The sequence below is a fragment of the Pseudomonas sp. LBUM1648 genome (genome assembly GCF_059716145.1).
This window is the reverse complement of sequence record NZ_CP166808.1, coordinates 1,534,334-1,561,002: the sequence shown is the minus strand read 5'-3', so window position 1 is coordinate 1,561,002 and position 26,669 is coordinate 1,534,334. Positions and strand designations below refer to the sequence as shown.

At 60.9% G+C, this 26,669-nt stretch carries 24 protein-coding genes, 1 pseudogene and 1 riboswitch; of the genes and pseudogenes, 16 read left to right on the top strand and 9 right to left on the bottom strand.

Going from position 1 to position 26,669, the window contains the following annotated elements:
• Positions 1–141: 141 nt before the first annotated feature.
• The 3 genes from ACA043_RS07150 to rpoE are packed head-to-tail and all read right to left on the bottom strand — an operon-like array spanning position 142 to position 2,315.
• Positions 142–1,107, bottom strand: a complete 966-nt coding sequence (locus ACA043_RS07150; protein WP_187680162.1) for a MucB/RseB C-terminal domain-containing protein — start codon at positions 1,105–1,107, stop codon at positions 142–144.
• An 8-nt stretch (positions 1,108–1,115) separates the two neighbouring features.
• On the bottom strand, positions 1,116–1,703 hold the full coding sequence (locus ACA043_RS07145) for a sigma-E factor negative regulatory protein (protein ID WP_401266035.1): 588 nt from the start codon (positions 1,701–1,703) through the stop codon (positions 1,116–1,118).
• Positions 1,704–1,733: 30 nt separating this feature from the next.
• A complete protein-coding gene (rpoE, locus tag ACA043_RS07140; RefSeq protein ID WP_003172477.1) occupies positions 1,734–2,315 on the bottom strand; it encodes an RNA polymerase sigma factor RpoE/AlgU in 582 nt (193 codons plus the stop codon).
• A 557-nt stretch (positions 2,316–2,872) separates the two neighbouring features.
• Here rpoE and nadB point away from each other — a divergent pair.
• Positions 2,873–4,489, top strand: a complete 1,617-nt coding sequence (gene nadB, locus ACA043_RS07135; protein WP_497658886.1) for an L-aspartate oxidase — start codon at positions 2,873–2,875, stop codon at positions 4,487–4,489.
• Here nadB and ACA043_RS07130 read toward each other — a convergent pair.
• A complete protein-coding gene (locus ACA043_RS07130; protein WP_497658885.1) occupies positions 4,458–4,910 on the bottom strand; it encodes a protein YgfX in 453 nt (150 codons plus the stop codon). The two genes, nadB and ACA043_RS07130, sit on opposite strands and share 32 nt — an antisense overlap.
• Positions 4,894–5,148: an FAD assembly factor SdhE gene (locus tag ACA043_RS07125; protein ID WP_401266041.1), complete on the bottom strand. Its 255-nt coding sequence runs from the start codon at positions 5,146–5,148 to the stop codon at positions 4,894–4,896. The genes ACA043_RS07130 and ACA043_RS07125 overlap by 17 nt, the downstream gene beginning before the upstream one ends.
• Before the next feature lie 150 nt (positions 5,149–5,298).
• Here ACA043_RS07125 and ygfZ point away from each other — a divergent pair, with 150 nt between their 5' ends.
• Positions 5,299–6,240, top strand: coding sequence for a CAF17-like 4Fe-4S cluster assembly/insertion protein YgfZ (ygfZ, locus tag ACA043_RS07120; RefSeq protein WP_497658884.1), 942 nt, complete (start codon positions 5,299–5,301; stop codon positions 6,238–6,240).
• Between the two features lie 35 nt (positions 6,241–6,275).
• Positions 6,276–7,097: an HDOD domain-containing protein gene (locus tag ACA043_RS07115; RefSeq protein ID WP_187680157.1), complete on the top strand. Its 822-nt coding sequence runs from the start codon at positions 6,276–6,278 to the stop codon at positions 7,095–7,097.
• A 109-nt stretch (positions 7,098–7,206) separates the two neighbouring features.
• Here the strand turns inward: ACA043_RS07115 and ACA043_RS07110 are convergent, their stop codons facing one another.
• Both ACA043_RS07110 and ACA043_RS07105 read right to left on the bottom strand, forming a co-directional pair.
• Entirely contained in the window at positions 7,207–8,592 is a 1,386-nt protein-coding gene (locus ACA043_RS07110) for a sensor histidine kinase (protein ID WP_187680156.1), read from the bottom strand.
• Complete coding sequence (locus ACA043_RS07105; RefSeq protein ID WP_187680155.1) at positions 8,585–9,256, bottom strand: response regulator; 672 nt, start codon at positions 9,254–9,256, stop codon at positions 8,585–8,587. The genes ACA043_RS07110 and ACA043_RS07105 overlap by 8 nt, the downstream gene beginning before the upstream one ends.
• Positions 9,257–9,605: 349 nt before the next feature.
• Between ACA043_RS07105 and ACA043_RS07100 the strand changes: the two are divergent.
• From ACA043_RS07100 to ACA043_RS07080, 5 genes and pseudogenes are all read left to right on the top strand, one after another.
• A pseudogene (locus tag ACA043_RS07100) lies at positions 9,606–9,770 on the top strand (OprD family outer membrane porin); the annotation flags it as partial.
• A gap of 53 nt (positions 9,771–9,823) precedes the next feature.
• Complete coding sequence (locus tag ACA043_RS07095; RefSeq protein WP_187680154.1) at positions 9,824–10,801, top strand: Bug family tripartite tricarboxylate transporter substrate binding protein; 978 nt, start codon at positions 9,824–9,826, stop codon at positions 10,799–10,801.
• Positions 10,802–10,857: 56 nt separating this feature from the next.
• The gene (locus ACA043_RS07090; protein ID WP_497658883.1) at positions 10,858–11,316 is read left to right on the top strand and encodes a tripartite tricarboxylate transporter TctB family protein; all 459 of its coding nucleotides are present in this window, start codon (positions 10,858–10,860) and stop codon (positions 11,314–11,316) included.
• A gap of 1 nt (position 11,317) precedes the next feature.
• On the top strand, positions 11,318–12,832 hold the full coding sequence (locus tag ACA043_RS07085) for a tripartite tricarboxylate transporter permease (protein WP_489878410.1): 1,515 nt from the start codon (positions 11,318–11,320) through the stop codon (positions 12,830–12,832).
• Positions 12,825–13,859, top strand: coding sequence for an AbrB family transcriptional regulator (locus ACA043_RS07080; RefSeq protein WP_497658882.1), 1,035 nt, complete (start codon positions 12,825–12,827; stop codon positions 13,857–13,859). The genes ACA043_RS07085 and ACA043_RS07080 overlap by 8 nt, the downstream gene beginning before the upstream one ends.
• A gap of 54 nt (positions 13,860–13,913) precedes the next feature.
• On the opposite strand, the gene ung is transcribed toward ACA043_RS07080, so the two are convergent.
• A complete protein-coding gene (gene ung / locus ACA043_RS07075) occupies positions 13,914–14,606 on the bottom strand; it encodes a uracil-DNA glycosylase (protein ID WP_401266056.1) in 693 nt (230 codons plus the stop codon).
• Positions 14,607–14,738: 132 nt separating this feature from the next.
• Here ung and dspII point away from each other — a divergent pair, with 132 nt between their 5' ends.
• Positions 14,739–15,851 carry an enoyl-CoA hydratase/isomerase DspII gene (gene dspII, locus ACA043_RS07070; protein ID WP_489878408.1) on the top strand — a complete coding sequence of 371 codons (1,113 nt, stop codon included), beginning with the start codon at positions 14,739–14,741 and terminating at the stop codon, positions 15,849–15,851.
• Between the two features lie 68 nt (positions 15,852–15,919).
• Here dspII and ACA043_RS07065 read toward each other — a convergent pair whose 3' ends face one another.
• Complete coding sequence (locus ACA043_RS07065) at positions 15,920–16,303, bottom strand: hypothetical protein (RefSeq protein WP_095187689.1); 384 nt, start codon at positions 16,301–16,303, stop codon at positions 15,920–15,922.
• 420 nt (positions 16,304–16,723) lie between these two features.
• A riboswitch (guanidine-I (ykkC/yxkD leader) is annotated at positions 16,724–16,824 on the top strand.
• A gap of 63 nt (positions 16,825–16,887) precedes the next feature.
• Here ACA043_RS07065 and ACA043_RS07060 point away from each other — a divergent pair.
• From ACA043_RS07060 to atzF, 7 genes are all read left to right on the top strand, one after another.
• Positions 16,888–17,955 (top strand): putative urea ABC transporter substrate-binding protein, encoded by a 1,068-nt coding sequence (locus tag ACA043_RS07060; protein WP_187680147.1) that lies wholly within the window; start codon positions 16,888–16,890, stop codon positions 17,953–17,955.
• Between the two features lie 18 nt (positions 17,956–17,973).
• The gene (locus ACA043_RS07055) at positions 17,974–18,789 is read left to right on the top strand and encodes an ABC transporter permease (RefSeq protein WP_401266063.1); all 816 of its coding nucleotides are present in this window, start codon (positions 17,974–17,976) and stop codon (positions 18,787–18,789) included.
• Positions 18,786–19,574, top strand: coding sequence for an ABC transporter ATP-binding protein (locus ACA043_RS07050; RefSeq protein ID WP_401266064.1), 789 nt, complete (start codon positions 18,786–18,788; stop codon positions 19,572–19,574). The genes ACA043_RS07055 and ACA043_RS07050 overlap by 4 nt, the downstream gene beginning before the upstream one ends.
• A 13-nt stretch (positions 19,575–19,587) precedes the next feature.
• A complete protein-coding gene (locus tag ACA043_RS07045; protein WP_401266067.1) occupies positions 19,588–20,313 on the top strand; it encodes an urea amidolyase associated protein UAAP1 in 726 nt (241 codons plus the stop codon).
• Positions 20,314–20,324: 11 nt separating this feature from the next.
• Positions 20,325–20,975, top strand: coding sequence for an urea amidolyase associated protein UAAP2 (locus ACA043_RS07040; RefSeq protein ID WP_401266069.1), 651 nt, complete (start codon positions 20,325–20,327; stop codon positions 20,973–20,975).
• 184 nt (positions 20,976–21,159) lie between these two features.
• Positions 21,160–24,792, top strand: a complete 3,633-nt coding sequence (gene uca, locus ACA043_RS07035) for an urea carboxylase (RefSeq protein ID WP_497658881.1) — start codon at positions 21,160–21,162, stop codon at positions 24,790–24,792.
• 24 nt (positions 24,793–24,816) lie between these two features.
• Complete coding sequence (gene atzF / locus ACA043_RS07030) at positions 24,817–26,589, top strand: allophanate hydrolase (protein WP_497658880.1); 1,773 nt, start codon at positions 24,817–24,819, stop codon at positions 26,587–26,589.
• The last annotated feature ends 80 nt before the right edge of the window (positions 26,590–26,669 follow it).

Here is a 26,669-nt window from a genome sequence, read left to right as displayed (position 1 = left end):
GTACTTTTATTCCAGGAACAACAAACAAGGCCAGAGCCGTTAGGCTCTGACCTATAAAAAATTTTCAGGTGATTTGCAAATGAAAATGCTCAGCAAACATTTCTACGTCTCGACGACGAAGTGGGTATGACTGAAATCAGCTCACTGCTTGCTGGTCGCAGCGCCATCGGTATTGCGCATTGATAGAGCAATTCGTTCGGCGGTACCAATCGGGATCTCACCGACCACCGTGACCATCATTTCACCTTGCGGTGTGGTCAGGCGACGGGAGACGGCAACGGTTGGGCCGAGCTGAGTGCGCGTATCGGTGACAGTGGCACCGTTAAGCGGCTCGAGAAATACAGAGAACCGCGCCAGGCCGTCGTCATAAAGCAGGCTGCTGACCTGAATTTTGGTTTCCGGATCTTTGTGCGAGGTGCTGCTGGTCAGCTCGAAACCTGGCGGTAGCCAGTCAGAGTGCCAAGCCTGAGCTGTCTTCACCGCAGAAGCCTTGTCACTATCGATAGTAATCGGCTTGCAGTCGGCGTCAGCCAATAAGTCTTTGTCCGTCGGAACATCATCAGTATCAAGACTGGTGAACTGGAATCGCTCGAGCAACTGCCCTTTGTCGTTCAACAGCAGCGACTTCAGCGGCAGACCGGTCTTCTTGTCCAGATGCAACTCAAAACCGTAACGATGCTGGTCCCGAGGCGTCAGCGATACGATCACTGCGTCTCTTCCAGCTACGCGCGACTTGCCGATGACAGCAAGGTCATACCAGTTTTTCAGCTTTTGCGGATCGAGAGGACGAGCGGCAGAGTTGGGAGAATCTCCCAACCCGGCAATCAGGGTGCCGCTTACGCATTGAGTATGTCCATCAATGCGCACGACTTCCTGTGCCGAACCGTCGAGCTGGAGTAAACGCTCGCGGACCTGGCCATTCTGGACGCGATGCCAGATGTTGTGGGTAGAAAAACTACCATTACGCTCGTAAACGAAAGTACCGTGGAAGCTTTGCTGCTGCTCGGCCTGGCCCAGACGGGTCAACCAGTCCTGGGCCTCGTCAGCGTGGGCTGGAACAATGAACCAGCCACTCAGCAGAAGCGAAAGTAGAGGTATGGCGCGCATGATCCTCCTTAACGGTTTTCCAGGCTTGCCGCACGTGCATACGGCAGCGCGCTTTCAGTACCTTTCAGCGCAGCCTGTTGAGCGTGCTGACGCAGATAGCTTGGCAGGCGCTGATCATGCCAGCCTGGTTGACCTTGCAGTACGCCGTTGGCCATAGGGCCAGTGGCTTCCGAACTTTCACTATAGCCTGCCAGAACAGCCGGACCTTTGACCTGTGGAGTGGCCAGGGTTGGCTGATTGGATTGCTGTGCCAGTTCGACGCCAGCGATCTCGTCCTGGTTGTACAGGCGCACACCGGCCAGAACGGCAACCGTAACCGAGGCTGCAACAGCCAGACGGCCAAGGTTTCGCCATGGGCTACGGGATACTTTGGCCGGAGCCGTTTCGTCTTCCAGCGCAGCAGACACTGCCGCAGCGATATCCAGACGTGGCAGCAGCAAATCCTTGTGCATGGCTGCCCGAGCGATCTGGTAACGAGCCCAGGTCTCACGGGTTTCTACGTCGTCCAGTGCATTGATCACTCGACGCAATTCCAGTTCGTCCGCTTCGTTATCCATCACTGCGGACAGCGATTCCTGCAGGGCTTCACGACTCATGGCGTTCCTCTCTTGGCTGTCGCCGCTGTCTCAGTTTTCCTGCAACAACGGTTGCAGGGCTTTATCGATGGCCTCCCGAGCGCGGAAAATCCGGGAGCGCACGGTACCCACCGGACATTGCATGACGCTCGCAATGTCCTCGTAACTCAGACCATCGAATTCACGTAAAGTTAAAGCCGTACGCAAATCCTCTGGCAGTTGCTGAATGGTTCGATGGACGGTGCCTTCGATCTCATCCCGCAGCAATGCCCGTTCTGGTGACTCGAGGTCCTTGAGGCCGTGATCGCCATCGTAGAACTCTGCATCTTCGGAACTTACATCGCTATCCGGCGGCCGACGGCCGCGTGAAACCAGATAATTCTTTGCCGTGTTAATGGCAATACGGTACAGCCACGTATAAAACGCACTGTCACCGCGAAAATTTCCAAGTGCTCGATACGCCTTGATAAAGGCTTCCTGAGCTACGTCCTGGGCTTCATGGGTGTCGTGCACAAAACGCACGATCAACCCGAGAATTTTGTGCTGATATTTCAGCACCAGCAGATCGAAAGCTCGCTTGTCGCCACGCTGAACGCGCTCGACCAGCTGCTGATCCTCTTCCTGGGTTAGCATGAACACTCCTCGATAAGCCCGGAGGAGACTTGCACAACTAAACGACCAGACTTGCAAACATAGACTCGGGCTTTTCGCAAAAGTTCTCCCCCTCCAAGCAAGTTTCCTGCGGGCTCTGATTTGGCACGCACGAAAAACGCAGCGCGGGATAAACCGGCTGCGCGAATAATCTTGTCATCGGTTTCGCCGGCAGCAACCCAATCGCAGGTTCCGCACTGAAGCCGACACTGTCCCTTGTTTCTGGCACCGACTATTGATCTTGGGCCTCTGGCAAAAGTTCCAATTATTTATAGCCGGCCCCACCCGACATTGGGCAACACTGGGAGGAAAAAACCTGTTTCAGCGCCGATACAGTCGCCTTTTCCCAAAACCTGCGGAAAATTCTTCCGACGAAGCGCCCGGTTCCCCCATCCCGGTAGTTTCACAATGCCATATAGGCCCGGCTATTGTGCCGCCCCACCCCTCTATATACTAGTGGGCTGTGTGGCTGTCTTGACTCGCCGATCCAGCTGTCTTGCGCCAACCCCGACCCGGGTCGCTTTGAGCGGAATCCTGAAATGAGCCAACAGTTCCAACACGATGTTCTGGTCATTGGCAGCGGTGCTGCCGGTTTGAGTCTCGCGCTGACCCTGCCAGATCACTTGCGCATTGCCGTTTTGAGTAAGGGCGATCTCGCCAATGGTTCGACGTTCTGGGCTCAGGGCGGCGTCGCTGCCGTGCTGGACGATACCGACACTGTCGAATCCCACGTCGATGACACCCTGAACGCCGGCGGAGGTCTGTGCCATGAAGATGCCGTTCGCTTCACCGTCGAGCACAGCCGTGAAGCCATCCAGTGGTTGATCGACCAAGGCGTTCCGTTCACCCGTGATGAGCAATCCGGCACTGAAGACGGCGGTTTCGAATTTCACCTGACCCGCGAAGGCGGCCACAGTCATCGCCGCATCATCCATGCCGCCGATGCTACCGGCGCCGCGATCTTCAAAACCCTGCTGACCCAAGCGAAAGAGCGTTCAAACATCGAATTGCTGGAACAGCGAGTAGCCGTCGATCTGATTACCGAGCGCCGCCTGGGCCTGGACGGCGAGCGCTGCCTCGGCGCCTACGTGCTGAACCGCGCCACCGGTGAAGTCGACACCTACGGCGCACGCTTCGTGATTCTGGCCTCGGGTGGCGCGGCCAAGGTCTACCTCTATACCAGTAACCCCGACGGCGCCTGTGGTGATGGCATCGCCATGGCCTGGCGCTCTGGCTGCCGGGTGGCGAATCTGGAGTTCAACCAGTTCCATCCCACCTGCCTCTATCACCCACAGGCCAAAAGCTTCCTCATCACCGAAGCCCTGCGTGGCGAAGGTGCGCATTTGAAGCTGCCGAATGGCGAACGCTTCATGTATCGCTTCGACAAGCGCGCCGAACTGGCACCACGCGACATCGTTGCCCGGGCCATCGACCATGAAATGAAGCGTTTGGGCGTCGATTGCGTCTATCTCGACATCAGCCACAAACCCGAAGCCTTCATTAAAAGTCACTTCCCGACTGTTTATGAGCGCTGCCTCGGCTTCGGCATCGATATCACCAAACAACCGATTCCGGTTGTACCGGCGGCGCATTACACCTGTGGTGGCGTGATGGTCGACCAAAACGGCCGCACCGATGTGCCAGGCTTGTACGCCATCGGCGAAACCAGCTTCACCGGTCTGCACGGCGCCAACCGCATGGCCAGCAACTCGTTGCTGGAATGTTTCGTCTACGCCCGCTCGGCGGCGGCGGACATTCTGGCGCAACTTGATGATGTGACAGCGCCGAACGCCCTGCCCGTCTGGGACGCCAGCCAGGTGACCGACTCCGACGAAGACGTGATCATTGCGCACAACTGGGATGAACTGCGCCGGTTCATGTGGGACTACGTCGGCATCGTGCGCACCAACAAGCGCCTGCAACGGGCCCAGCACCGCGTGCGCCTGTTGCTGGACGAGATCGACGAGTTCTACAGCAACTATAAAGTCAGTCGCGACCTGATCGAGCTGCGCAATCTCGCCCAGGTCGCCGAGCTAATGATTTGCTCAGCCATGGAGCGCAAGGAAAGTCGCGGCCTGCATTACACCCTCGACTATCCGGACCTGCTACCCGAGGCGCTCGACACTATTCTGGTGCCGCCCACCTACGCCGGCTGAACTTGAGCCGCACACGCAGGCGTCGGTGCAAATCCGCCGCCTGCGCGTCGCGTGGCACGCAGATCGATCTGACCCACCATTCCCCGCGCAAACGAAAGCGCAGCACCACGATCAATGGCAGCGCCAGGCTGTCCGGTCGTAGTTGCACCGCCTGCCAGCCATCCGCCCGACTCCACAACTGCCAACCATCGGCATCTCGACGCAAGCCACAAAATGCTTTGGGATGACTCAATAGAATTTGCCGTGGGATCACGTAAAAACCGTGAAGCAGGCAAGCGAAAGCCGCTGCCAGACTGGCCCAGAGTGGAATTGAAAGCAGAAGCAAAGAACCCAGCGCGAACGCCTGGGCCAACAGATACGCCGCCAGCAACTGCCGCGAGGCATGCCAGCGGCATTCGAACGTATTACTTGGGCTGGACACGATCCAGGATCATGCGAACCATGCGCTGCAGCTCCGGATCTTCGGACTCGCTGCGCTCCATGAACCAGCCGAACATGTCCTGATCCTCACACGTCAGCAGGCGCACGTACAAATCGCGATCTTTGTTGTTGAGAGTTGCGTAAACGTCTCTCGAAAACGGCACCAGCAGCACGTCAAGTTCAAGCATGCCGCGACGGCTGTGCCAAAAGAGGCGATTGAGTTCAACTTGTTCGACCATGGAGCCCTCCTCAAATTTGGCGGCAAGTATACAGCCCCGAGACGGGTCGCACAGTCGGCTTTGGTCGGGCACCACCGATCCTTTATCAACTACCCATTTCAACAGCGCACCCTTATGATGTGCCCCAGTCTATTTACCCTGCGATGACCCATGGCCGATTCTGCTTTTTTCTGCACCCTGTCTCATGAAGGCGTTCTCGCGGTTCGCGGCGCGGATGCCGGAAAATTCCTGCAAGGCCAGTTGACCTGCAATATCAATTACCTGAGCGACACCACGGCCAGCCTTGGCGCGCGCTGCACGCAGAAAGGCCGGATGCAGTCGAGTTTCCGCATTCTGCTGGAAGGTGACGGCGTGCTGCTGGCGATGGCCAGCGAACTGCTCGAACCACAACTGGCGGATCTGAAGAAGTACGCAGTGTTCTCCAAATCCAAACTCACCGACGAAAGCGCCGCCTGGGTGCGCTTTGGTCTGAGGTCGGACGATGCAGCACTGAGCAGCCTCGGCCTGGATCTGCCGGCCGAAACCGACAGTGTTGTACGCAACGAAGGTCTGATCGCGATTCGCGTCTCGCCGAATCGCGCCGAACTCTGGGTGCCGGCCGAACAAGCCGAAACCATCAAAGGCAAGTTGTCCGCAGCCCTGCCTGAAGGTGATCTGAATCAATGGCTGCTGGGCCAGATCCGCGCCGGTATCGGCCAGGTCATGCCAAGCACCCGCGAGCTGTTCATCCCGCAGATGCTCAATCTGCAGGCCGTTGGCGGCGTGAGCTTCAAGAAAGGCTGCTACACCGGCCAGGAAATCGTCGCGCGCATGCAGTACTTGGGCAAACTCAAGCGCCGTCTGTATCGTTTGAGCCTGGATGCCACGCAATTACCAGAGCCGGGCACCCCGTTGTTCGCGCCGAGCCACAACAGTTCCATCGGCGAAGTCGTACTGGCCGCCAACGCCGGACAAAATATTGAACTGCTGGCGGTGTTGCAGGCCGAAGCTGCTGAAGCGGGCGATCTGCATCTGGGTACCCTTGAAGGGCCTGCACTGCATTTGCTCGATTTGCCCTACGAACTGGATCGCGACCGCGAAATCCAGCGCTGATCGCAGCCTTTGTTGCAACACCCTAGAGAGTCTAAATGAGCGAACTGGCGGATAAGGTCCAACAGGATTTGGTTGAGGCCATCGATAACGATGACCTGGTTCTGCCCACGTTGCCGGAAGTGGCCCTGCAAATTCGCAAGGCCGCTGAAGATCCGGAAATCAGCGTCAGCGACCTGAGCAAAGTGATCGGCCGCGACACGGCGCTTTCGGCACGCCTTATCAAAGTGGTCAACAGCCCCCTGCTGCGTGCAGCCCAGGAGGTCACTGATCTGCACACCGCCATCACCCGCCTGGGCATCAATTACAGCAGCAATCTGGCGATCGGCCTGGTGATGGAACAGATTTTCCACGCGCGTTCCGAAGTGGTGGAACAGAAAATGCGCGAAGTCTGGCGCAAGAGCCTGGAAATCGCCGGGGTCAGTTATGCGTTGTGCCGCCGCTACACACAGCTCAAACCTGACCAAGCGGCATTGGGCGGGCTGGTGCATCAGATCGGCGTGCTGCCGATTCTGACCTACGCCGAAGACCACTACGAACTACTGTCCGACCCGGTCAGCCTCAACCATGTGATCGACCATATTCATCCGCTGCTGGGCGACAAACTGTTGCGGGTCTGGGAGTTTCCGGAGCGGTTGGTGGAGTTGCCGGGGCGCTATCAGGACTTCAAACGCGACTCGAAAGAGATCGATTACGTCGATCTGGTGCAGGTAGCGAGTCTGTATTGCCACAAGGGCACCGATCATCCATTTGGGCGCATTGATCCGCTCAGTGTGCCCGCGTTCAGAAAGCTTGGGATCGATCCGGAAAACAAGGCACTGTGCGAAGATCTGGAAGAATCGCGGTCGATGTTCTACTGATCCGAGACCGAGGCGCGCCCTTCGCGAGCAGGCTCGCTCCCACATTGGAATGCATTCCCCCTGTGGGAGCGAGCCTGCTCGCGAAGAGGCCGGCAAGAACACCGCAGAATCACCCGGCGATAAAACTCACACGCACCTTCAAACCCGCCTGCTCACCATCATGCAAGCTGATCTGCGCCAGATGCGCCCGGCAAATCTCGCCAACAATCGCCAAACCCAACCCCGAACCCGCCACCTGCTGATTACGCCGGTAGAACCGCTCAAACACCCGCTCTCGCTCCTCCAGCGGAATCCCCGGCCCGTCGTCTTCAACTTCAAGCACCGCTGGCGCCGTCACACGCAAAATCACATTGCCGCCTGGCGGCGTATGCGCCAGCGCGTTATCCACCAGATTGCTCAGTAACTCATTGAGCAGCGTCGGCTCACCCCGCAGCCACACCGGCTCGTCCGCCTCAAGCGCCAGCGCCACGCCGCGTTTGTGCGCCAGCGGCGCCATGGCCATGCCCAGTTCCCGCGCCAATTGGCTCAGATCGAGCAACTGTGCGCCGCCCTCCGCAATAGCCCGGGCGCCGTTTTCAACCCGCGCCAGCGACAGCAGCTGATTGGCCAAATGGGTCAGGCGATCCGTGCTTTGCGCTGACGATTCCAGGGTCGTGCGCCAGGTTTCGGGTTCATTCGAGCGCAGGCCCAATTCCAGCCGCGCCTTCAACGCTGCCAATGGCGTACGCAACTCATGCGCCGCATCGGCGATGAACTGCGCCTGTCGCTCGAACTGCCCACGCAGGCGCTCGGTGAAATGGTTAAGCCCACGCACCAGCGGCCAAAGTTCATGCTGCACTTCCACCAACGGCAAGGGCCGCAAGTCGTCGGGCTGACGTTCCTCCACCGCCGTGCGCAAACGCTCCAGCGGTCGCAACGCCGCACTGACGGCAAACCAGACCAACAGCAACGCGCCAATCGCCAGCATGCCCAAACGCAATAAGGTGTCGGCGGCCAGACTGCGGGCCATGCTGACCCGGGCTTCGTCAGTTTCGGCGACACGGATTTCCGCCATGCCGTTCATGTTTGGCTCGGTTACCGCTTTAAGCAAACTGACCACCCGAACATTCTGCCCCTTGTAGGTGGCGTTGTAGAAACGCGCCAGCGCCGGATAGTCGTCAGTTCTTGGCGTGCCTGACGGCGGACCGGGGAGGTTTTCGTAGCCGGAAATCAGCTTCTGATGAATGTCGTTGACCTGATAATAAATCCGCCCGGCACTGTCGTAGGCGAACGTATCGAGGGCCACGTAAGGCACGTCGGCACTGAGGGTGCCGTCTCGTTGCGACAGGCCGGCAGCGATGGTTCGCGCCGAGGCCAGCAACGTGCGGTCATACGCGGTATCGGCCGCTTCGCGACCATTCCAGTAAGCACTCAAGCCACTGGCGAGCATCAGCACCACCAACAGCAGCGCAAGGTTCCACAGCAACCGCCAGCGCAGGCTGCTGGGCTTATGCATCGCGGCTTTCCAGGAGATAGCCAAGGCCACGGAAGGTCACGATCGCTACCGGGTGACCGTCGAGTTTCTTGCGCAAACGGTGCACGTAGATTTCGATGGCATCGGGGCTGGCCTCTTCGTCGAGGCCGAACACTTGCGATGCCAATTGCTCCTTGCTCATCACCCGCCCCGGCCGGGCGATCAGCGCTTCAAGCACCGCTTGCTCACGAGAGGTCAAGGTCAGCAATTCCTCACCGAGGGTGAAGCGCCGGGTGTCGAGGTCATAGGCCAGCACGCCGCAGCGCTGTTGGCGTTCGCCGCCGAGCACACTGCGGCGCAACAAGGCTTTGACCCGCGCTTCCAGTTCGGTCAGCTCGAAAGGCTTGGCCAGATAATCGTCAGCGCCAAGATTGAGGCCGTGCACCCGATCTTTCACGTCACTGCGCGCGGTCAGCATCAGCACCGGCAAATTTTTTCCGCGCGCACGCAACCGCGCCAGCACTTCAAAACCATCCATGCGCGGCAGGCCGACATCAAGGATCGCCACCGCGTATTCCTCGCTGCCAAGCGCCAGGTCGGCGGCCACGCCATCGTGCAACACATCCACGGTCAGACCGGTGCTCTTGAGCGCCTGGGCGACACTTTCGGCCAGTTGCAGATGGTCTTCGACGAGCAGGACACGCATGGATTTTTACCTCGTTCAGGGATGGCCGACGCCACTCTTTGTCGCGGAGTTTACAGCCGCAACCGCCGCTGTGAAGCCCGAAAACCGTGAAAGCCAGTTGAAAGGTTAGCGAAAGGTTAGCTGGTTAGAGTCGAGCCACGGACAGTTCCGACTGCCGTCGCTGCTGCCACACAGCGTTACGAAAAACGCCACGAAGCGTTTTCGACCAATAAGAACAATAAACGGAGCACCCCGCGCATGCCGTCCTTGCAGACCAAGGCTCTAACGCCTCTTCGCCCCTCCCGCTTCAGCCACGCCACCTTCGCCAGTGCCGCCGCCCTCGCCGGTTTTTCGCCGCAGCGTTTTGCCAGGCAAAGCGTGGGAGCGCGACACCGAGATCAAATATGTCGTACAAAGCGGCGCGTTGAAGGATGTCGCCGTGCGCCTGCGTAATGCCACTTACCGTTCCAGCTACTCCGCTCGCGATGCAGACGAAGTGCGTTTGCTGGTGAGCTACAGCGTTGCCCTTTGGTAAATGTCCGTTGCTGAAAAACACGTCGAATAACAACAATGCCCGTGGAGACTTGAATGAACCTATCACTGCGTAAAGTGGCCCTCGCCGCCAGTTGTGTCCTGTTCGCCGGCCAACTCATGGCCGAACCGAAACGTCCTGAATGCATCGCCCCGGCCTCGCCGGGCGGCGGTTTCGACCTGACCTGCAAACTGGCGCAGAGCGCGCTGGTCAACGAAAAACTGCTGAGCAAACCGATGCGCGTCACCTACATGCCTGGCGGCGTCGGCGCGGTGGCGTACAACGCAGTGGTCGCACAACGCCCGGCGGATGCCGGCACGTTGGTGGCGTGGTCCAGCGGTTCGTTGCTGAACCTGGCCCAGGGCAAGTTCGGGCGTTTCGATGAAACCAATGTGCGCTGGCTCGCAGCGGTCGGCACCAGCTACGGCGCCATCGCGGTGAAAAGCGATTCGCCCTACAAGACCCTCGACGATCTCGTTCAGGCACTGAAGAAAGATCCAGGCTCCGTGGTGATCGGTTCCGGCGGCACCGTCGGCAGCCAGGACTGGATGCAAACCGCGCTGATCGCCAAGGCTGCCGGGATCAACCCGCGTGACCTGCGTTACGTCGCCCTCGAAGGTGGCGGCGAGATCGCCACCGCCCTGCTCGGCGGTCACATCCAGGTCGGCAGCACCGACATCTCCGACTCCATGCCGCACATTCAGAGCGGTGATATGCGCTTGTTGGCGGTGTTCTCCGAGAAGCGTCTCGACGAGCCGGAAATGAAAGGCATTCCGACCGCCAAGGAGCAAGGCTACGACATCGTCTGGCCGGTGGTGCGCGGCTTCTACCTCGGGCCAAAAGTCAGCGATGAAGACTACGCCTGGTGGAAAGACGCGTTCGACAAACTGTTGGCCTCCGAGGAATTCGCCAAGCTGCGCGATCAGCGTGAACTCTTCCCGTTCGCCATGACCGGGCCGGAACTCGACACCTACGTGAAGAAGCAGGTCGCGGACTACAAAGTGCTGGCCAAAGAGTTCGGCCTGATCCAGTGATCGTCTCTGTCTAGCGGCTGCGTTCCCGATGACGGTGACGCAGCACAGGAGCTCCCATGCTTATTCAACGCATTTTCGCCTCGGTGCTGTTGCTGGCCTGTGCCGGCCTGGCCCTGATGGCGTGGCCGTATCAAGCGGCTTTTTCCTACGAACCCGTCGGCCCGCGCGCCTTTCCCCTGCTGATGCTCGGCCTTATGGGCGCGGCGCTGCTGTACATGGTGTTCCGCCCGGCCCCTATCAAACACAGTGAAGACGAGCCGCCACTGGATCGCGAAACCCTGACCAAGATCGGTATTTGCGTCGTCCTGCTGCTGGTGTTCGCTGGCACGTTCGAACCGCTGGGCTTCATCCTCAGCAGCATCCTGATCGGCATTCCGATGGCGCGACTGTATGGCGGTCGCTGGGTGCCAAGCATCGTGGTCACCACGCTGATGGCGATCGCTCTGTACCTGCTGTTCGACCGTCTGATGGACGTTCCGCTGCCCCTCGGCCTGCTCGACGTTCTGGAGAACTGATATGGATACTCTTGGCTATTTGGGTCAGGGTTTCGGCGTCGCGCTGAGTCCCTACAACCTCGTGACCGCGCTGTGCGGCACCCTGATCGGCACCGTCGTCGGCCTGTTGCCGGGGCTGGGGCCAATCAACGGCGTGGCACTGCTGATCCCGATCGCGTTTGCCTTGGGTCTGCCGCCGGAATCGGCGCTGATCCTGCTGGCAGCGGTGTATCTGGGTTGCGAATACGGCGGTCGGATCAGTTCGATCCTGCTGAACATTCCGGGCGAAGCGTCCACCGTGATGACCACCCTCGACGGCTACCCGATGGCCCGCAAAGGCTTGGCCGGCGTAGCGTTGTCGCTGTCGGCGTGGAGTTCGTTCATCGGTGCGTTTATCGCCACTTGCGGCATGGTGCTGTTCGCCCCGCTACTGGCGAAATGGGCGATTGCCTTTGGTCCGGCGGAATACTTCGTGTTGATGGTGTTCGCGATTGTCTGTCTCGGCGGCATGGCCGGTGATCGCCCGCTGAAAACCTTTATCGCCGCGCTGATCGGCCTGTTTCTGTCGACCGTCGGCATTGACGCCAACAGTGGCGTGTACCGCTTCACCGGCGACAACATCCATCTGACCGACGGCATCCAATTCGTCGTGCTGGTACTCGGCCTGTTTTCCATCAGCGAGATCCTTCTGCTGCTGGAGAAAACCCACCACGGCCAGGAAGCCGTGAAGGCCACCGGCCGCATGATGTTCAACTTCAAGGAAGCGGCCTCGGTATTCACGGTGAACCTGCGGTGCGGTGTGCTGGGCTTCATCATGGGCGTGCTACCGGGTGCTGGCGCAACACTCGCCAGCGCCGTGGCGTACATGACCGAGAAGCGCATTGCCGGTAACAGCGGCACATTCGGTCAGGGCGACAAGCGTGGTCTTGCGGCTCCAGAAACCGCCATTGGCGGTGCGGCGTGCGGTGCTCTGGTACCGATGCTGACGCTCGGTGTTCCAGGTTCAGGCACCACCGCAGTGATGATCGGCGCACTGTCGCTGTACAACATCACCCCGGGACCGCTGCTGTTCCAGCAACAACCGGACATCGTCTGGGGCCTGATCGCGTCGCTGTTTATCGCCAACGTGATGCTGGTGATCCTCAACATCCCGATGATCCGCATCTTCACCCGCATCCTCGCCGTGCCGAACTGGGCACTGGTGCCGGTGATTGCGATCATTACAGGGATCGGCGTCTACGCGGTGCACGCAACCACGTTTGACCTGTTCCTGATGATCGGTATCGGCATCTTCGGCTACATCCTGCGCAAGCTGGACTTCCCATTGTCGCCGCTGCTGCTGGGCTTCATCCTCGGTGGTCTGATGGAGCAAAACTTGCGTCGTGCGCTGTCGATCTCTAACGGCGCGCTGGAAATTCTCTGGTCAAGTCCGATCACAGTCGGTTGCTGGGTATTGACGGTGATCATGCTGATGATGCCGATCATCCGTATCTGGCGTAAACGCTCCGCTGCCCGGCGCGCCATTGCCGATGTCTGATTGGTCATCCCTCAAAACCTGGTGGGGAACCCCGCTGGTCGGTCTGCTTGGCGGCTTTGTCGCCAGTCAGATCGGCTGGCCGTTGCCGTGGATGGTCGGCTCGTTGCTGGCGATCATCCTCGTGCGCTGCCTGACCCCGTGGCAATTAACCGAAATCCCTGGTGGCCGCAAATGCGGCCAGTGGATTGTCGGGATCGGCATCGGTCTGCACTTCACCCCGGTGGTGATGGAGCAGGTGCTGAGTCACTTCGGTCTGATCTTCTTCGGCGCGCTGGTCACCAGCCTGTCGGCGGTGGTCGGCGTGTGGTTGATGCGCCGCACCGGTGAAGATCGCGCCACGGCGTTTTTTTCCAGCATGCCCGGTGGTTCCGGGGAGATGGTCAACCTCGGCGCGCGCAATGGCGCGCTGCTCAGCCATGTAGCGGCTGGGCAAAGTTTGCGGGTGTTGGTGGTGGTGCTGTGTGTGCCGGCGGCGTTCAAGTATCTGCTCGGCGACGGCACACCGATTTCTCATGCCGGTAGCGTCGATTGGCGTTGGCTGGCGATTTTGTTTCCGGCGGGCGCCCTGGCCGCCTGGACCTGGGAGCGACTGCGCCAGCCCAATCCGTGGCTGTTCGGGCCGTTGCTGGTGAGTGCGGCGGTGAGCATCGGCTGGGATCTGCACATCGGTTTGCCCAATGGCGGCAGTCAGATTGGCCAGTGGCTGATCGGCAGCGGTCTGGGCTGTCACTTCAATCGACAGTTTTTCCGGCGTGCGCCGTCGTTCATGGGCCGCACACTGATCGGCACGGCATTGACCATGTTGATCGCGACACTGGCGGCATTGGGGTTGAGTACGTTGACCCATCTGGATCTGCGTTCACTGACGTTAGGCATGATGCCCGGCGGGATTGCCGAGATGAGCCTGACGGCGGAGACCCTGCAACTGTCGGTGCCGCTGGTGACAGCGATGCAGGTGATGCGGTTGCTGTTTGTGCTGTTTCTGGCGGAGCCGTTGTTCAAGTACTGGAATCGTCATCCCGAGTAACACCGAGTCGACTTCATCGCTGGCAAGCCAGCGATGGCGCCCTTCAGACCCACATCAAACCGGCGGCAACCGCCACTCGATCGGCGACTCGCCATTCTGCTCAAGAAACTTGTTGGTCCGGCTGAAATGCCCGCATCCCAAGAACCCGCGATAAGCCGACAACGGCGACGGATGCACCGAGGTCAGCACCAGGTGTTTGGTCGCATCAATCAGCTTCTGTTTACTCTGCGCATGAGCGCCCCACAGCATGAACACCAGATGCGGCTGCTGTTCGCTGACCAGTTCAATGATCCGGTCAGTGAAGAACTGCCAGCCCTTGTCCTTGTGCGCATTAGCGTTGGCGCGCTCGACGGTCATGGTGGTGTTGAGCATCAACACGCCCTGATCGGCCCAGCTCTGCAAATAACCGTGGCTGGGAATATCGATGTTCAGGTCGCGTTTCAACTCTTTATAGATGTTGACCAGCGACGGCGGCGCCGGCACGCCCGGTTGCACCGAGAAGCACAAGCCATGGGCCTGGCCCGGGCCGTGATACGGGTCCTGGCCGAGGATCACCACTTTGACTTTATCCAGCGGCGTCGAATTCAGCGCATTGAAAATCAGCGGCCCCGGCGGATAGATTTCCTTGCCGGCCGCCCGCTCCTGCTGCAGAAAATTGCGCAACTCTGCCATGTAAGGCTGGTCGAATTCAGCACGCAGTGCCTCCTTCCAGCTCGGTTCGAGTTTGATACGGTCGTCAGCAGTCATGGTCATACCCGGCAAAAACAATGGGGCGAACCCTAGGAAAGCCGACCACGCTTGTCAATTGATCTGACGCAGATCCGGCACTATCCCACACAACGATCATACTGATCGTTCAAATTCCCGATCGAGGTCACGATGAATCTGCACTTCGAAGAACTCACCGGCACCGACGGCGCCCGCCTCGGTATCGCCAGCCTGGACGCTGAAAAATCGCTCAACGCGTTGTCCTTGCCGATGATCAATGCGCTGAGCGACAAACTGAATGCCTGGGCAAAAGACCCACAAATCGTCTGTGTCTTACTGCGCGGCAACGGCGCCAAGGCATTTTGCGCTGGAGGCGAAGTGCGCAGCCTGGTGGAAGCCTGTCGCGCCCACCCCGGCGAAGTACCGCCACTGGCCGCGCAGTTTTTCGCCGCGGAATATCGCCTGGACTACAGCCTGCACACCTACCCGAAACCGTTGATCTGCTGGGGCCACGGTTATGTGCTGGGCGGCGGCATGGGTCTGTTGCAAGGCGCGAGCACACGCATCGTCACGCCGAGCAGCCGTTTGGCCATGCCGGAAATCACCATTGGCCTGTATCCGGATGTGGGCGCCAGTTGGTTCCTGTCACGACTGCCCGGCAAGCTCGGTTTGTTTCTGGGCCTGACCGGCGCGCACATGAACGGGCGTGATGCGATCGATCTGGGACTGGCCGACCGCTTCCTGCTCGACGAACAGCAACCGGATCTGATCGAAGGCCTGCTGCAACTGAACTGGCAGGAACAGACCCCGATGCAACTCAACAGCCTGCTCAAGGCCTTGCAGCAAGAAGCCGTCGCGAAAATGCCCGAGGCGCAGTGGCTACCGCGTCGTCAGCAGATCGACGAACTGCTCGACGTCAGCGATGTGGCGTGCGCCTGGAAAGCCATCAGTCTGCAACACGACAGCAGCGACCCGTTGCTCGCCCGCGCCGCCAAGACCCTGAGCGAAGGCTCACCGGTGACCGCTCATCTGGTCTGGGAACAGATCATCCGCGCGCGCTATATGTCACTGGCTGAAGTCTTTCAGATGGAATACACCCTGAGCCTCAATTGCTGCCGGCATCCGGAGTTCAGCGAAGGGGTGCGCGCGCGATTGATCGACAAGGACCAGAAGCCGCACTGGCATTGGCCAGACGTCAACAGCGTGCCGGATGCCGTGGTGGAGGCGCATTTTCATAAGGTTTGGGAGGGGCGGCATCCGTTGGCGGATCTGACGCAGTACTAACCTTCTCGTGTAAAAAAACAGGCACAAAAAAAGCGGCGCTCAATGCGCCGCTTTTTGTTTGCGGTGAGTTACCAGCGGTTGCCACGTCCGTTGTGGTCGCCGCGGCCGCTGTGGCGGTCGTAGTTGCCGCGACCGCGGTGATCGTTGTCCCAACCGCCGCGACGGTGGCCATCCCAGCGTCCGCGGTCATTGCCGTGCCAGCGACGGCTCTCGTAATAACGCGGGGCCGGCTGATAGTAGCGTGGCGCTGCCTGGTAATAGCGCGGCTGCTGATAGTAACGCGGTGCGGGTTGGTAGTAGCGCGGCTGCGTGTAGTACGTGCCGCCGCTGTAGTACGCCGGCGCGGGTGATGAGTAGACCTCTGACCTGTAATAGCTGTCTCCGTATGAATAAGGGACACATCCGCCAATGGAAAAAAACATCACGGCAAGCAGTAGGATTCGGCGATACATGGCGGCCTCCTGGACCGCGGGTAGCCACACCAGCGACGCTGGCAGGCGTCAGTCGTTTATTCGGTGACTGACGAATTATCTGACAGCGTTTTCGGAATCTGGTGCGTTCCTGCAACAAGTTGAAACAAGTGATTTATGAAACCTTGTTCATCCGCCAACGCGGTCATTCAGCGGCTGATTAATGGGGCCTGCCGGGATATACGCGGCCGTGATAACCCTACTCACCGGGCCAACAATGCCCCCGTGGCCCGTACGCTGCATCACGGTGCAACCGCGCACCAACACAAAGCGTCGCCTCGCTCGCAAACACAACCGGATTGAACCGGCAGGCCCGTGCCAGAGGGCTCGACGCGACTTGGCACGCCTCTCGCTTTAGCAAACCCGTGCAGGAGTCATCACAGGTTCGCGGCACCACAATTTGCAATGGCTGACTAGGGTTCCGGCTCGCAATCGCGAGTGGCTGGTCCGAGAGTTGGCGACCTCCAGTTGAGGTTACACGGCGGGACAAAAGCCCGGGAGACAAGCCACCGTTCGCGGTGCCGCGTTGCCTTCCTGTCCGCCCTTGATCAACTGGAGAACCCACCATGTCCCGACTACGTTTGCCCGCCCTGCTCGCCGCCGCCTTCGCCGCACTGGTCAGCACCCAATCCCCCGCCGCGCAGAAAGACCACTTCAGTGTCTGCTGGACGATTTACGCCGGCTGGATGCCATGGGAATACGCCGGCAGCCAAGGCATCGTCGACAAATGGGCGAAGAAGTACGGCATCAAGATCGACGTCGTGCAACTCAATGACTACGTCGAATCGATCAACCAGTACACCGCCGGCCAGTTCGACGGCTGCACCATGACCAACATGGATGCGCTGACCATCCCTGCCGCCGGCGGCGTCGACAGCACCGCGCTGATCGTCAGCGACTTCTCCAATGGCAACGACGGCGTCGTCCTCAAGGGTGAAGGCAAGAAAGTCGCCGACCTCAAGGGCATGGACGTCAATCTGGTCGAACTGTCGGTGTCCCACTACCTGCTGGCCCGCGCGCTGGATTCGGTCGACCTGACCGAGAAAGACCTCAAAGTGGTCAACACCTCCGACGCCGATATCTCCGCCGCCTTCAACACCGACCAGGTCAACGCCGTGACCACCTGGAACCCGATGCTTTCGGACATCAAGGCCAAGCCCGGCGTGACTGAGGTGTTCAACTCCAGCCAGATCCCCGGCGAGATCATGGACATGATGGTGGTCAACAGCGCCACCCTCAAAGACAACCCGGCGCTGGGCAAAGCGCTGACCGGCGCCTGGTTCGAAGTGGTCGAACTGATGAATGCAAAAAACGCCGCGAGCAAAGCCGCGCTGGAACACATGGCCAAAGCCTCGGGCACTGATCTGGCCGGATTCCAGGCGCAACTGGACACCACCAAACTGTTCGCCACGCCGAAGGAAGCCCTGACCTTTGCCACCAGCAAACAACTGCCGGAAACCATGCGCAAAGTCGCCGAGTTCTCGTTCCAGCACGGCTTGCTCGGTGAAGGCGCCAAAGACACCAGTGCGGTCGGCATGGCTTTCGCCAACGGCGTGACCAGCGGCGACTCCAGCAACCTCAAGCTGCGTTTCGATCCGACCTACGTGCAGATGGCCGCCGACGCCAAGCTGTAAGCCACGGAGGATTTGGCCATGCGCCTGATCAATCGCCACCCGGATCGCCCGAGTCGCCTGCTGTTGGTGATCCTGCCGTTCGCTCTGCTGCTGTTCGCCTATTTCATGGGCTCGGCCGAACGCCTGGCGGACAACCCCAACGACAAACTGCTGCCCAGCGCCGTGCAGATGACCGACGCGGTAAAACGCCTGGCCTTCCATGCCGACAGCCGCACCGGCGAATACCTGCTGTGGCAAGACACCGCGGCGAGTCTGGGGCGTCTGGCCATCGGCCTTGGCATCGCCGCGCTGGCCGGGCTGTGTCTGGGCATCGCCGCCGGCACCCTGCCGTTGTTCGGCGCGCCGTTGTCGCCGCTGCTGACGGTGCTGTCGATGGTGCCACCGCTGGCGATTCTGCCGATTCTGTTCATCGTCTTCGGCCTCGGTGAATTGTCGAAAGTGATGCTGATCGTGATCGGCATCACCCCGGCCCTCGCTCGGGATCTGGAACAGCGTGCGCGGGACATTCCCGTCGAACTGCTGATCAAGGCGCAGACCCTCGGTGCCTCGACCTGGACCCTGATGTTGCGCGTGGTGTTGCCACAACTGTTGCCGCGCCTGCTGATTTCGCTGCGCCTGATGCTCGGCTCGGCGTGGCTGTTCCTGATTGCCGCCGAAGCCATCGCCGCCACCGACGGCCTCGGCTACCGGATTTTTCTGGTACGGCGCTATCTGGCGATGGACGTGATCCTGCCCTACGTCGCGTGGATCACCCTCCTCGCCTGGCTGATGGATTGGGGGTTGAAATCCCTGACCCGCCGGGCATTCCCCTGGTATGAGGGGGCCGCCAAATGAGCTTCATCACGGTAAAAAACGTCTGGCAGCAATACGCCGATCAAGTGGTGCTCGAAGGCTTGAATCTGCAGGTCAACGAGGGCGAGTTCTGCACGCTGGTCGGCGCTTCCGGTTGCGGCAAATCGACCTTTCTGCGCCTGTTGCTCGGCCAGGAAACCGCCAGCCGTGGCGAGATCCTGCTCGATGGTCAGCCACTGGCCTGCGAGCCGGACGCCAGCCGTGGCGTGGTGTTCCAGCGCTACTCGGTGTTTCCGCACTTGAGCGTTCTGGACAACGTCGCGATCGGCCTCGAGTTGCCACGCGCACCGTTGCTCGGGCGGTTGTTCGGCACGGCCAAAAAAGACGCCCGTGAGCAGGCTTCGGCACTGCTGCACAAAGTCGGCCTCGGCCATGCGCTGGACAAGTACCCGGCGCAGCTCTCCGGTGGCATGCAACAGCGACTGGCGATTGCCCAGGCACTGATCATGAAACCGCGCGTGTTGCTGCTCGACGAGCCATTCGGCGCGCTCGATCCGGGCATCCGCAAAGACATGCATGCCCTGCTGCTGGAGCTGTGGCGCGAGACGCAGCTGACGGTGTTCATGGTCACTCATGACCTGTCCGAAGGCTTCAGCCTCGGTACGCGATTGCTGGTGTTCGACAAGGTTCGTCTCGACCCGCACGCCCCCGGCGCCTATGGCGCGCGCATCACCTACGACATCCCTTTGAACACCGACCGCCGCGCCCAGCGCGCCGCCGTCGAAGCCTTGCCGGTGAACCTGGCGGGCTCACTTCGAACCGCTTGAGAGGATTGCTCCAATGACTGATTCAACCCAATTGTTTCCACCCTTCGCCGAAGAAATGCTGCCCGGCGGCGGCCACCGCTCCTTCGTTCTCAAGCGCGGCCAATTGCTGCGCCTGACCGATCTGCGCGGCGGTGCCAACGTCAGCCTGACCCTGCTCAATGCCAACGAAAAAACCGAACGGCTGAACCTGCCTGACAGCCTCAAATGCCAACACACCGCCAAGCTCACCACCGGCCATTGCCTGTACTCGGACATGGGCCGCGTGCTGGCCGCCATCACTGCCGACACCTGCGGCTGGAGCGACAGCCTCGGCGGCGTGCTCTGCGCCGAGGAAGTCGCGCAGAAGTACGGCCAGGGCCGCTATCAGGAACTGCGCAACGGTTTTTTCCGCAACGGCACCGACAACCTGCTGGTGGAACTGGGCAAGTGGGGCCTGGGCCTGTCTGACCTGCTGATGACCCTCAATCTGTTCAGCCGGGTCAACGTCGATGAGGCCGGACATTTTCATTTCGTCGAAGGTAATTCCAAGGCTGGCGACTACATCGAGTTGTACGCGCCGATGGACACCCTCGTCGTCCTCACCGCCCTGCAACACCCGATGGACCCGTCCACCGAATACGCCCCGAAACCCCTGAAGCTGAGCTGGATGAACGCCGACCCAAGTGTCGCCGAACACTGCCGCACCTCGCGCCCGGAAAACGAGCGCGGCTTCATCAACACCGACCGTCTGTTCGCCTGAGGATCGCTGCCATGTCACTCGCCATCGCTACCGCTGCTAACCCCGACAGACTGCCCGAGCATGCGGTCTACCGCGCGACCATCCCCGCCGGCGAACCCTGGCTGATGGAGGTCAAGGCCGGCCAGACCCTGCGCATTCTCGATCTGGAAGGCAATCAAGCCGTCGATACCCTGTTCTACAGCGTTGCCAACCCCAAGGAACGCTACGACGTGCAGCGCACGTTGCGCCGACAGAACAGCGTCTACCTGAGCACCGGCAGCGTGCTCTATTCCAACCTCGGCAAACCGATGCTGACCATCGTTGCCGACACCTGCGGCCGCCACGACACGCTCGGCGGCGCGTGTGCGCAAGAGAGCAACACCGTGCGTTACGCCCTGGAAAAACGCTACATGCACAGCTGCCGCGACAACTACCTGCGCGCCTGCGTCCACGACGGACGACTGGGCAAAAGCGACATCGGCCCGAACATCAATTTCTTCATGAACGTGCCAGTCACCGCCGACGGTGGGCTGACGTTCGAAGACGGAATTTCCGCACCGGGCAAGTACGTCGACCTGCGTGCCGAGATGGACGTGATCGTATTGATCTCCAACTGCCCGCAACTGAACAACCCGTGCAACGCCTACAACCCGACCCCTGCGGAGCTGCTGGTATGGAACTGAAATTCAGCCGTTTGCGCCGCTGGTTGTTTGCCTTGTGCCAGGCCCGGTCCGGGCAGTGCCTGAAATCACGGGAACACCACTAATCCAACTGTGGTGTTCTGAAGTGTGTTTTTTTCATCCGGGACGGCCCGGATGCCTTTCGAAAAACTGCGGGACGGCCCGCATCCCCTTCAGGGGTTATGCCATGTTCGAAAAAATCCTCATCGCCAACCGTGGCGCCATTGCCTGTCGGATTCTGCGCACACTGCGCGAGTTGCAGGTCAAAGGCGTGGCCGTGTACTCCGAAGCCGACGTCGCCAGCCTGCACTTGATGCAGGCCGATGAAGCCCACAGCCTCGGCGAGGGTGCCGCCGCCGGCACTTATCTGGCGGTGGATAAAATCCTCGCGATTGCCAAAGCCAGTGGCGCTACGGCGATTCATCCCGGCTACGGCTTCCTCTCGGAAAACGCCGCGTTCGCCGAAGCCTGCGAAGCTCAGGGCATCGCCTTCATCGGCCCGACACCCGAGCAACTGCGGGTGTTCGGTCTCAAACACACCGCCCGCGCGCTGGCCAAACAACACGGCGTGCCGATGCTTGAAGGCACCGAACTGCTCGACAGCCTCGACGCCGCACTGATCGCCGGCGAACAGGTCGGGTACCCGGTGATGCTAAAGAGCACCGCCGGCGGGGGCGGCATCGGCATGCGCGTGTGCCGCAGCGCCAGCGAACTGAGCGAATCGTTCGAAGCGGTGAAACGCCTCGGCCAGAACAACTTCAGTGACGCCGGAGTGTTCATCGAGAAGTACATTCAGCGCGCCCGGCATCTGGAAGTGCAGGTGTTCGGCGACGGCCAGGGTGAAGTCATCGCCCTCGGCGTGCGCGACTGCTCGGTCCAGCGGCGCAACCAGAAAGTCCTCGAAGAAACCCCGGCGCCGAACCTGCCGGACGGCATGGCCGACGCGTTGTGCGTGGCGGCGATCAAACTGGCCAAAGCGGTGAATTACCGCAGCGCCGGCACCGTTGAGTTCGTCTTCGACAGCGATGCGCAGCGTTTCTACTTTCTCGAAGTGAATACCCGTTTGCAGGTCGAACACGGCGTCACCGAACAGGTGTGGGGCGTGGATCTGGTGCGCTGGATGGTTGAACTGGCGGCGGGTGATTTGCCTGCGCTGAGCGTGTTGTATCAAGGGCTGAAACCAGAAGGCCATGCGATCCAGGCGCGCCTGTATGCGGAAGATCCGGGGCGTGATTTTCAGCCGAGCCCGGGCCTGCTGACCGCCGTGGAGTTTCCACCGGCCAACGGCATTCAACTGCGCATCGACACCTGGGTCGAGGCGGGCTGCGAGATCCCGCCGTACTTCGATCCGATGATCGCCAAAGTCATCACATGGGCCCCCAACCGTGAGCAGGCCCGTGCCGAATTGCATCAGGCACTCGGTGACAGCGTGTTGTACGGCGTCGAAACCAACCGCGATTATCTGCGCCAGATTGTGCTCGACGCACCGTTCGCCAGCGGTCAGCCGTGGACCCGTTGCCTGGAAGCGCTGGTGTACCGCGCCAACACGTTCGAAGTGCTCAGCGCCGGCACGCAAACCAGTGTGCAGGACTATCCCGGTCGTCTCGGTTACTGGGCCGTCGGCGTACCACCCTCGGGGCCGATGGACAGCCGCGCGCTGCGTCTGGGCAATCGCCTGCTCGGTAATGCCGACGGTGCAGCGGCGCTGGAAATAACCATGAGTGGCCCGTTGCTGCGCTTCAACTGCGCGGCGGTGGTGGCGGTGACGGGCGCGCCAATTGCCCTGACCCTCGACGGTGAAGCCGTTTCGATGAACACCGCGCTGCTGATCCCGGCCGGCGCGACGTTGAACCTTGGCAGCATCAGCGGCGCCGGAGCGCGCAGTTATCTGTGCCTGCGTGGCGGCTTGCAGGTGCCGGATTACCTGGGCAGCAAAAGCACCTTCACCCTCGGCCAGTTTGGCGGGCATGGCGGTCGCGCGTTGCGCGCTGGTGACGTGTTGCATGTGCCTGCGTTGATCGATCACAGCGCCGGGCAGCAACTGGCCGAACAACATGTGACTGCGTTGCCAGCAGTGCGGCAGATTCGTGTGATCTACGGCCCGCACGCGGCGCCTGAATACTTCACCGAAAACTACATCGGCACCTTCTTCGCCACTCAGTGGGAGGTGCATTTCAACTCCAGCCGCACCGGCGTGCGCCTGATCGGGCCCAAACCCGAGTGGGTTCGTGCCGACGGCGGCGAGGCCGGCCTGCACCCTTCGAATATCCACGACAATCCCTACGCCATCGGCGCGGTGGATTTCACCGGCGACATGCCCGTGATCCTCGGCCCGGATGGCCCCAGCCTGGGTGGTTTCGTCTGCCCGGTGACGGTGATCGAAGCGGATCTGTGGCAGCTCGGCCAGCTCAAGGCCGGGGACAAGATCCAGTTCATCCCGGTCGACCTCACAACCGCCCGCGATCTCGCCAGCTATTGGGATCAATGTAGGAGTGAGCCTGCTCGCGATGAGGCCAGATCAGACACCGCATCAACTTCATCGCGAGCAGGCTCACTCCTACAGGGGCTTTTGTCGCCTGTGGTTCTGGAGTTGGGTCAGGGTGATATGCGCCTCGTTGGGCGCGTATCCGGCGATACCCATCTGCTGCTGGAAATCGGCGCCCCCGAGCTCGATCTGGTTCTGCGCTTCCGCGCCCACGCCCTTATGCAGGCTCTGGAACGCAAAGCCCTGCAAGGCGTGATCGACCTCACCCCGGGCATCCGCTCGCTGCAAGTGCACTACCAGCCCGAACAACTGCCGTTGGCGGATCTGCTCGGCATCGTCGCCGAAGAATGGGACGCGGTGTGCGCCGCCAAAGACTTGCAGGTGCCGTCACGGATCGTCCATTTGCCGCTGTCCTGGGATGACCCGGCCTGCCAGTTGGCCATCGAAAAATACATGACCACCGTGCGCAAGGACGCGCCCTGGTGCCCGAGCAATCTGGAGTTCATCCGCCGTATCAACGACCTGCCCAACCTCGACGAAGTCCAGCGCACGGTGTTCGACGCCAACTATCTGGTGATGGGCCTTGGCGACGTTTATCTCGGCGCGCCAGTGGCCACGCCGCTTGATCCGCGGCACCGATTGGTCACCACCAAATACAACCCGGCGCGCACCTGGACCGCCGAGAACTCGGTGGGCATCGGCGGCGCTTACATGTGCGTGTACGGCATGGAAGGCCCCGGCGGCTACCAGTTCGTCGGGCGCACGTTGCAGATGTGGAATCGCTACCGCGACGTCGCGGCATTCGACGGCAAACCATGGCTGCTGCGCTTTTTCGATCAGATCCGTTTTTACCCGGTCAGCGCCGAAGAACTGCTGCGCATCCGCCGGGATTTCCCCCTCGGCCGATTCGATCTGAACATCGAACACAGCCAGCTCAACCTCGCCGATTACCAGGCCTTTCTCAATCGTGAAGCCGAAGGCATCAGCGCGTTTCGTAGCCAACAACAGAGCGCATTCAGCGCCGAGCGCGAACGCTGGATCGCCAGCGGCCAGGCACATTTCGACAGTGAAGAAGCCGTGCCCGAATCAACCGAAGACGCACCTTTGGCCGACGGTCAGCAGAGCGTCGACAGCCACATCGCCGGCAACCTCTGGCAGGTGCAGGTCGAGGCCGGCAGCCGTGTCGCGGCCGGCGATGTGCTGGTGATTCTGGAGTCGATGAAGATGGAAATTCCGCTGCTCGCACCGATGGCCGGCGTGGTGCGCGAGATTCGCGTGCAGCCGGGTTCGGCGGTACGCGCCGGACAACGGGTCGTGGTGCTGGAACTCGACTGAACCCATTTGGAAAAGGATCAACTGATGAATCTGCAACTCGATGCGCTGCGCCAGGCCTACCGCAACGGCGACACCACACCGCGACAACTGCTGGCGATGCTGCGCGACAAAGCCGCCGCGCTGAATCCTGACTATCACCTGTTCATCCACCTGCTCAGCGTAGAAGAACTGGAACCCTATCTCGCCGCCCTCGACGGTCGCGAACCGGACAGTCTGCCGCTGTACGGCGTGCCGTTCGCGATCAAGGACAACATCGATCTGGCCGGCATTACCACCACCGCCGCATGCCCGGCGTTCGCCTATGTAGCGGAGCGCTCGGCGACCATCGTCGAGCAGTTGTTGGCGCTGGGGGCGATTCCGCTGGGCAAGACCAACCTCGACCAGTTCGCCACCGGCCTCAACGGCAGCCGCTCACCGTATGGCGCGTGCCCCAACAGCGTGTTGCCGGAGTATCCGTCCGGCGGCTCCAGCGCCGGTTCGTCACTGGCAGTGGCGTTGGGCGTCGCGAGTTTTGCCTTGGGCACCGACACCGCCGGTTCCGGCCGGGTGCCGGCGGCGCTGAATAATCTGGTCGGATTGAAGGCCAGCAAAGGCCTGATTTCCACGGCGGGAGTGCTGCCGGCGTGCCGCACGCTGGATTGCGTCACTACGTTTACCGCGACTGCGCGCGAGGCCAGTCAGTTGCTGGCGTTGACGGCGACACTCGATCCGCGCGACGAATACAGCCGCCGCAATCCGGCATGGAACGACGGCTCGGCGTTCGGCGCGCCAAGGCCTTTTCGCTTTGGCGTACCGCGCGCGCAGGACATTGAATTTTTCGGCTGCGTCGAAGGCCCGCTGCTGTTCGGCGATGCCATCGAACGGCTGAAAGCGTTGGGGGGTGAAGCGGTCGAACTGGACTTGTCACCGTTCCTTGAAGCCGCACGTTTGCTGTATGACGGGCCGTGGGTCGCCGAGCGTTACAGCGTGGCTGGGGAACTGATGGAGGAAAATCCCGAAGCGGTGTTGCCGGTGATCCGTGCGGTACTGGCCAAGGCCCCGGCGGTGAGCGGCGTGCAGACGTTCCGTGCGCAGTATCGACTGCAAGCCCTCAAAGCCCTGTGCGATGAGGCACTCGAAGGCCTCGATTGCGTGCTGACCCCAACCATCGGCCGCCCCGTGACACGGGCCGAACTGGACGCCGAACCGGTGCTGCGCAATTCCGAACTGGGTTACTACACCAACTTCATGAACCTGCTCGATTACGCCGCCGTCGCCGTGCCGAGTGCGTTCATGGCCAACGGCTTGCCGTGGGGCGTGACGTTGTTTGGCCGAGCCTTCACCGATCAGTATCTGTTGAGCGTGGCGGATGCATTGCAGCGCCAGCAAGACGCCAGCCTGCCGACGCCTGCAACCGTGGCGCGCCACGACCGGGCACGACTGGTGGTGTGCGGCGCGCATCTGCAAGGGCTGGCATTGAACTGGCAACTGACACAGCGCGGCGGACAACTGATCGAAGCAACCCACAGCTCACCGGATTACCAGTTGCATGCCCTGGCGGGCGGTCCGCCGTTGCGTCCGGGCATGGTTCGCGTCAAGGACGGCGGCGTGGCGATTGCCGTGGAAGTCTGGGAGTTGCCGAGCAGCGAGTTGGGATCGTTCCTCACCGGTATTCCGGCCCCGCTCGGGCTGGGCAAGGTGCAACTGGCGGATGGCCGTTGGGAGAGCGGGTTTATCTGCGAGCCCTATGGTTTGGAAGGCGCCGTGGATATCAGTCATCTGGGCGGGTGGCGGGCGTATCTGAAAACCCTGAACTGATCCTGTAGGAGTGAGCCTGCAAGGATGCCATTTAGCCGGTGATCCGGCGATGACACCTTGCACACTCCGCTGTCACGGGC

What these genes read in the sequence shown, in the direction of transcription:
- ACA043_RS07065 (WP_095187689.1), bottom strand. Translation starts at nt 16,303, where the DNA reads ATGTATCGCCGAATCCTACTGCTTGCCGTGATGTTTTTTTCCATTGGC.
- rpoE (WP_003172477.1), bottom strand. Translation starts at nt 2,315, where the DNA reads ATGCTAACCCAGGAAGAGGATCAGCAGCTGGTCGAGCGCGTTCAGCGT.
- uca (WP_497658881.1), top strand. Translation starts at nt 21,160, where the DNA reads ATGTTCGAAAAAATCCTCATCGCCAACCGTGGCGCCATTGCCTGTCGG.
- ACA043_RS07045 (WP_401266067.1), top strand. Translation starts at nt 19,588, where the DNA reads ATGACTGATTCAACCCAATTGTTTCCACCCTTCGCCGAAGAAATGCTG.
- ACA043_RS07115 (WP_187680157.1), top strand. Translation starts at nt 6,276, where the DNA reads ATGAGCGAACTGGCGGATAAGGTCCAACAGGATTTGGTTGAGGCCATC.
- ACA043_RS07055 (WP_401266063.1), top strand. Translation starts at nt 17,974, where the DNA reads ATGCGCCTGATCAATCGCCACCCGGATCGCCCGAGTCGCCTGCTGTTG.
- ygfZ (WP_497658884.1), top strand. Translation starts at nt 5,299, where the DNA reads ATGGCCGATTCTGCTTTTTTCTGCACCCTGTCTCATGAAGGCGTTCTC.
- nadB (WP_497658886.1), top strand. Translation starts at nt 2,873, where the DNA reads ATGAGCCAACAGTTCCAACACGATGTTCTGGTCATTGGCAGCGGTGCT.
- ACA043_RS07105 (WP_187680155.1), bottom strand. Translation starts at nt 9,256, where the DNA reads ATGCGTGTCCTGCTCGTCGAAGACCATCTGCAACTGGCCGAAAGTGTC.
- ACA043_RS07125 (WP_401266041.1), bottom strand. Translation starts at nt 5,148, where the DNA reads ATGGTCGAACAAGTTGAACTCAATCGCCTCTTTTGGCACAGCCGTCGC.
- ACA043_RS07090 (WP_497658883.1), top strand. Translation starts at nt 10,858, where the DNA reads ATGCTTATTCAACGCATTTTCGCCTCGGTGCTGTTGCTGGCCTGTGCC.
- atzF (WP_497658880.1), top strand. Translation starts at nt 24,817, where the DNA reads ATGAATCTGCAACTCGATGCGCTGCGCCAGGCCTACCGCAACGGCGAC.
- ung (WP_401266056.1), bottom strand. Translation starts at nt 14,606, where the DNA reads ATGACTGCTGACGACCGTATCAAACTCGAACCGAGCTGGAAGGAGGCA.
- ACA043_RS07080 (WP_497658882.1), top strand. Translation starts at nt 12,825, where the DNA reads ATGTCTGATTGGTCATCCCTCAAAACCTGGTGGGGAACCCCGCTGGTC.
- ACA043_RS07040 (WP_401266069.1), top strand. Translation starts at nt 20,325, where the DNA reads ATGTCACTCGCCATCGCTACCGCTGCTAACCCCGACAGACTGCCCGAG.
- ACA043_RS07110 (WP_187680156.1), bottom strand. Translation starts at nt 8,592, where the DNA reads ATGCATAAGCCCAGCAGCCTGCGCTGGCGGTTGCTGTGGAACCTTGCG.
- ACA043_RS07060 (WP_187680147.1), top strand. Translation starts at nt 16,888, where the DNA reads ATGTCCCGACTACGTTTGCCCGCCCTGCTCGCCGCCGCCTTCGCCGCA.
- ACA043_RS07050 (WP_401266064.1), top strand. Translation starts at nt 18,786, where the DNA reads ATGAGCTTCATCACGGTAAAAAACGTCTGGCAGCAATACGCCGATCAA.
- ACA043_RS07145 (WP_401266035.1), bottom strand. Translation starts at nt 1,703, where the DNA reads ATGAGTCGTGAAGCCCTGCAGGAATCGCTGTCCGCAGTGATGGATAAC.
- ACA043_RS07085 (WP_489878410.1), top strand. Translation starts at nt 11,318, where the DNA reads ATGGATACTCTTGGCTATTTGGGTCAGGGTTTCGGCGTCGCGCTGAGT.
- dspII (WP_489878408.1), top strand. Translation starts at nt 14,739, where the DNA reads ATGAATCTGCACTTCGAAGAACTCACCGGCACCGACGGCGCCCGCCTC.
- ACA043_RS07095 (WP_187680154.1), top strand. Translation starts at nt 9,824, where the DNA reads ATGAACCTATCACTGCGTAAAGTGGCCCTCGCCGCCAGTTGTGTCCTG.
- ACA043_RS07150 (WP_187680162.1), bottom strand. Translation starts at nt 1,107, where the DNA reads ATGCGCGCCATACCTCTACTTTCGCTTCTGCTGAGTGGCTGGTTCATT.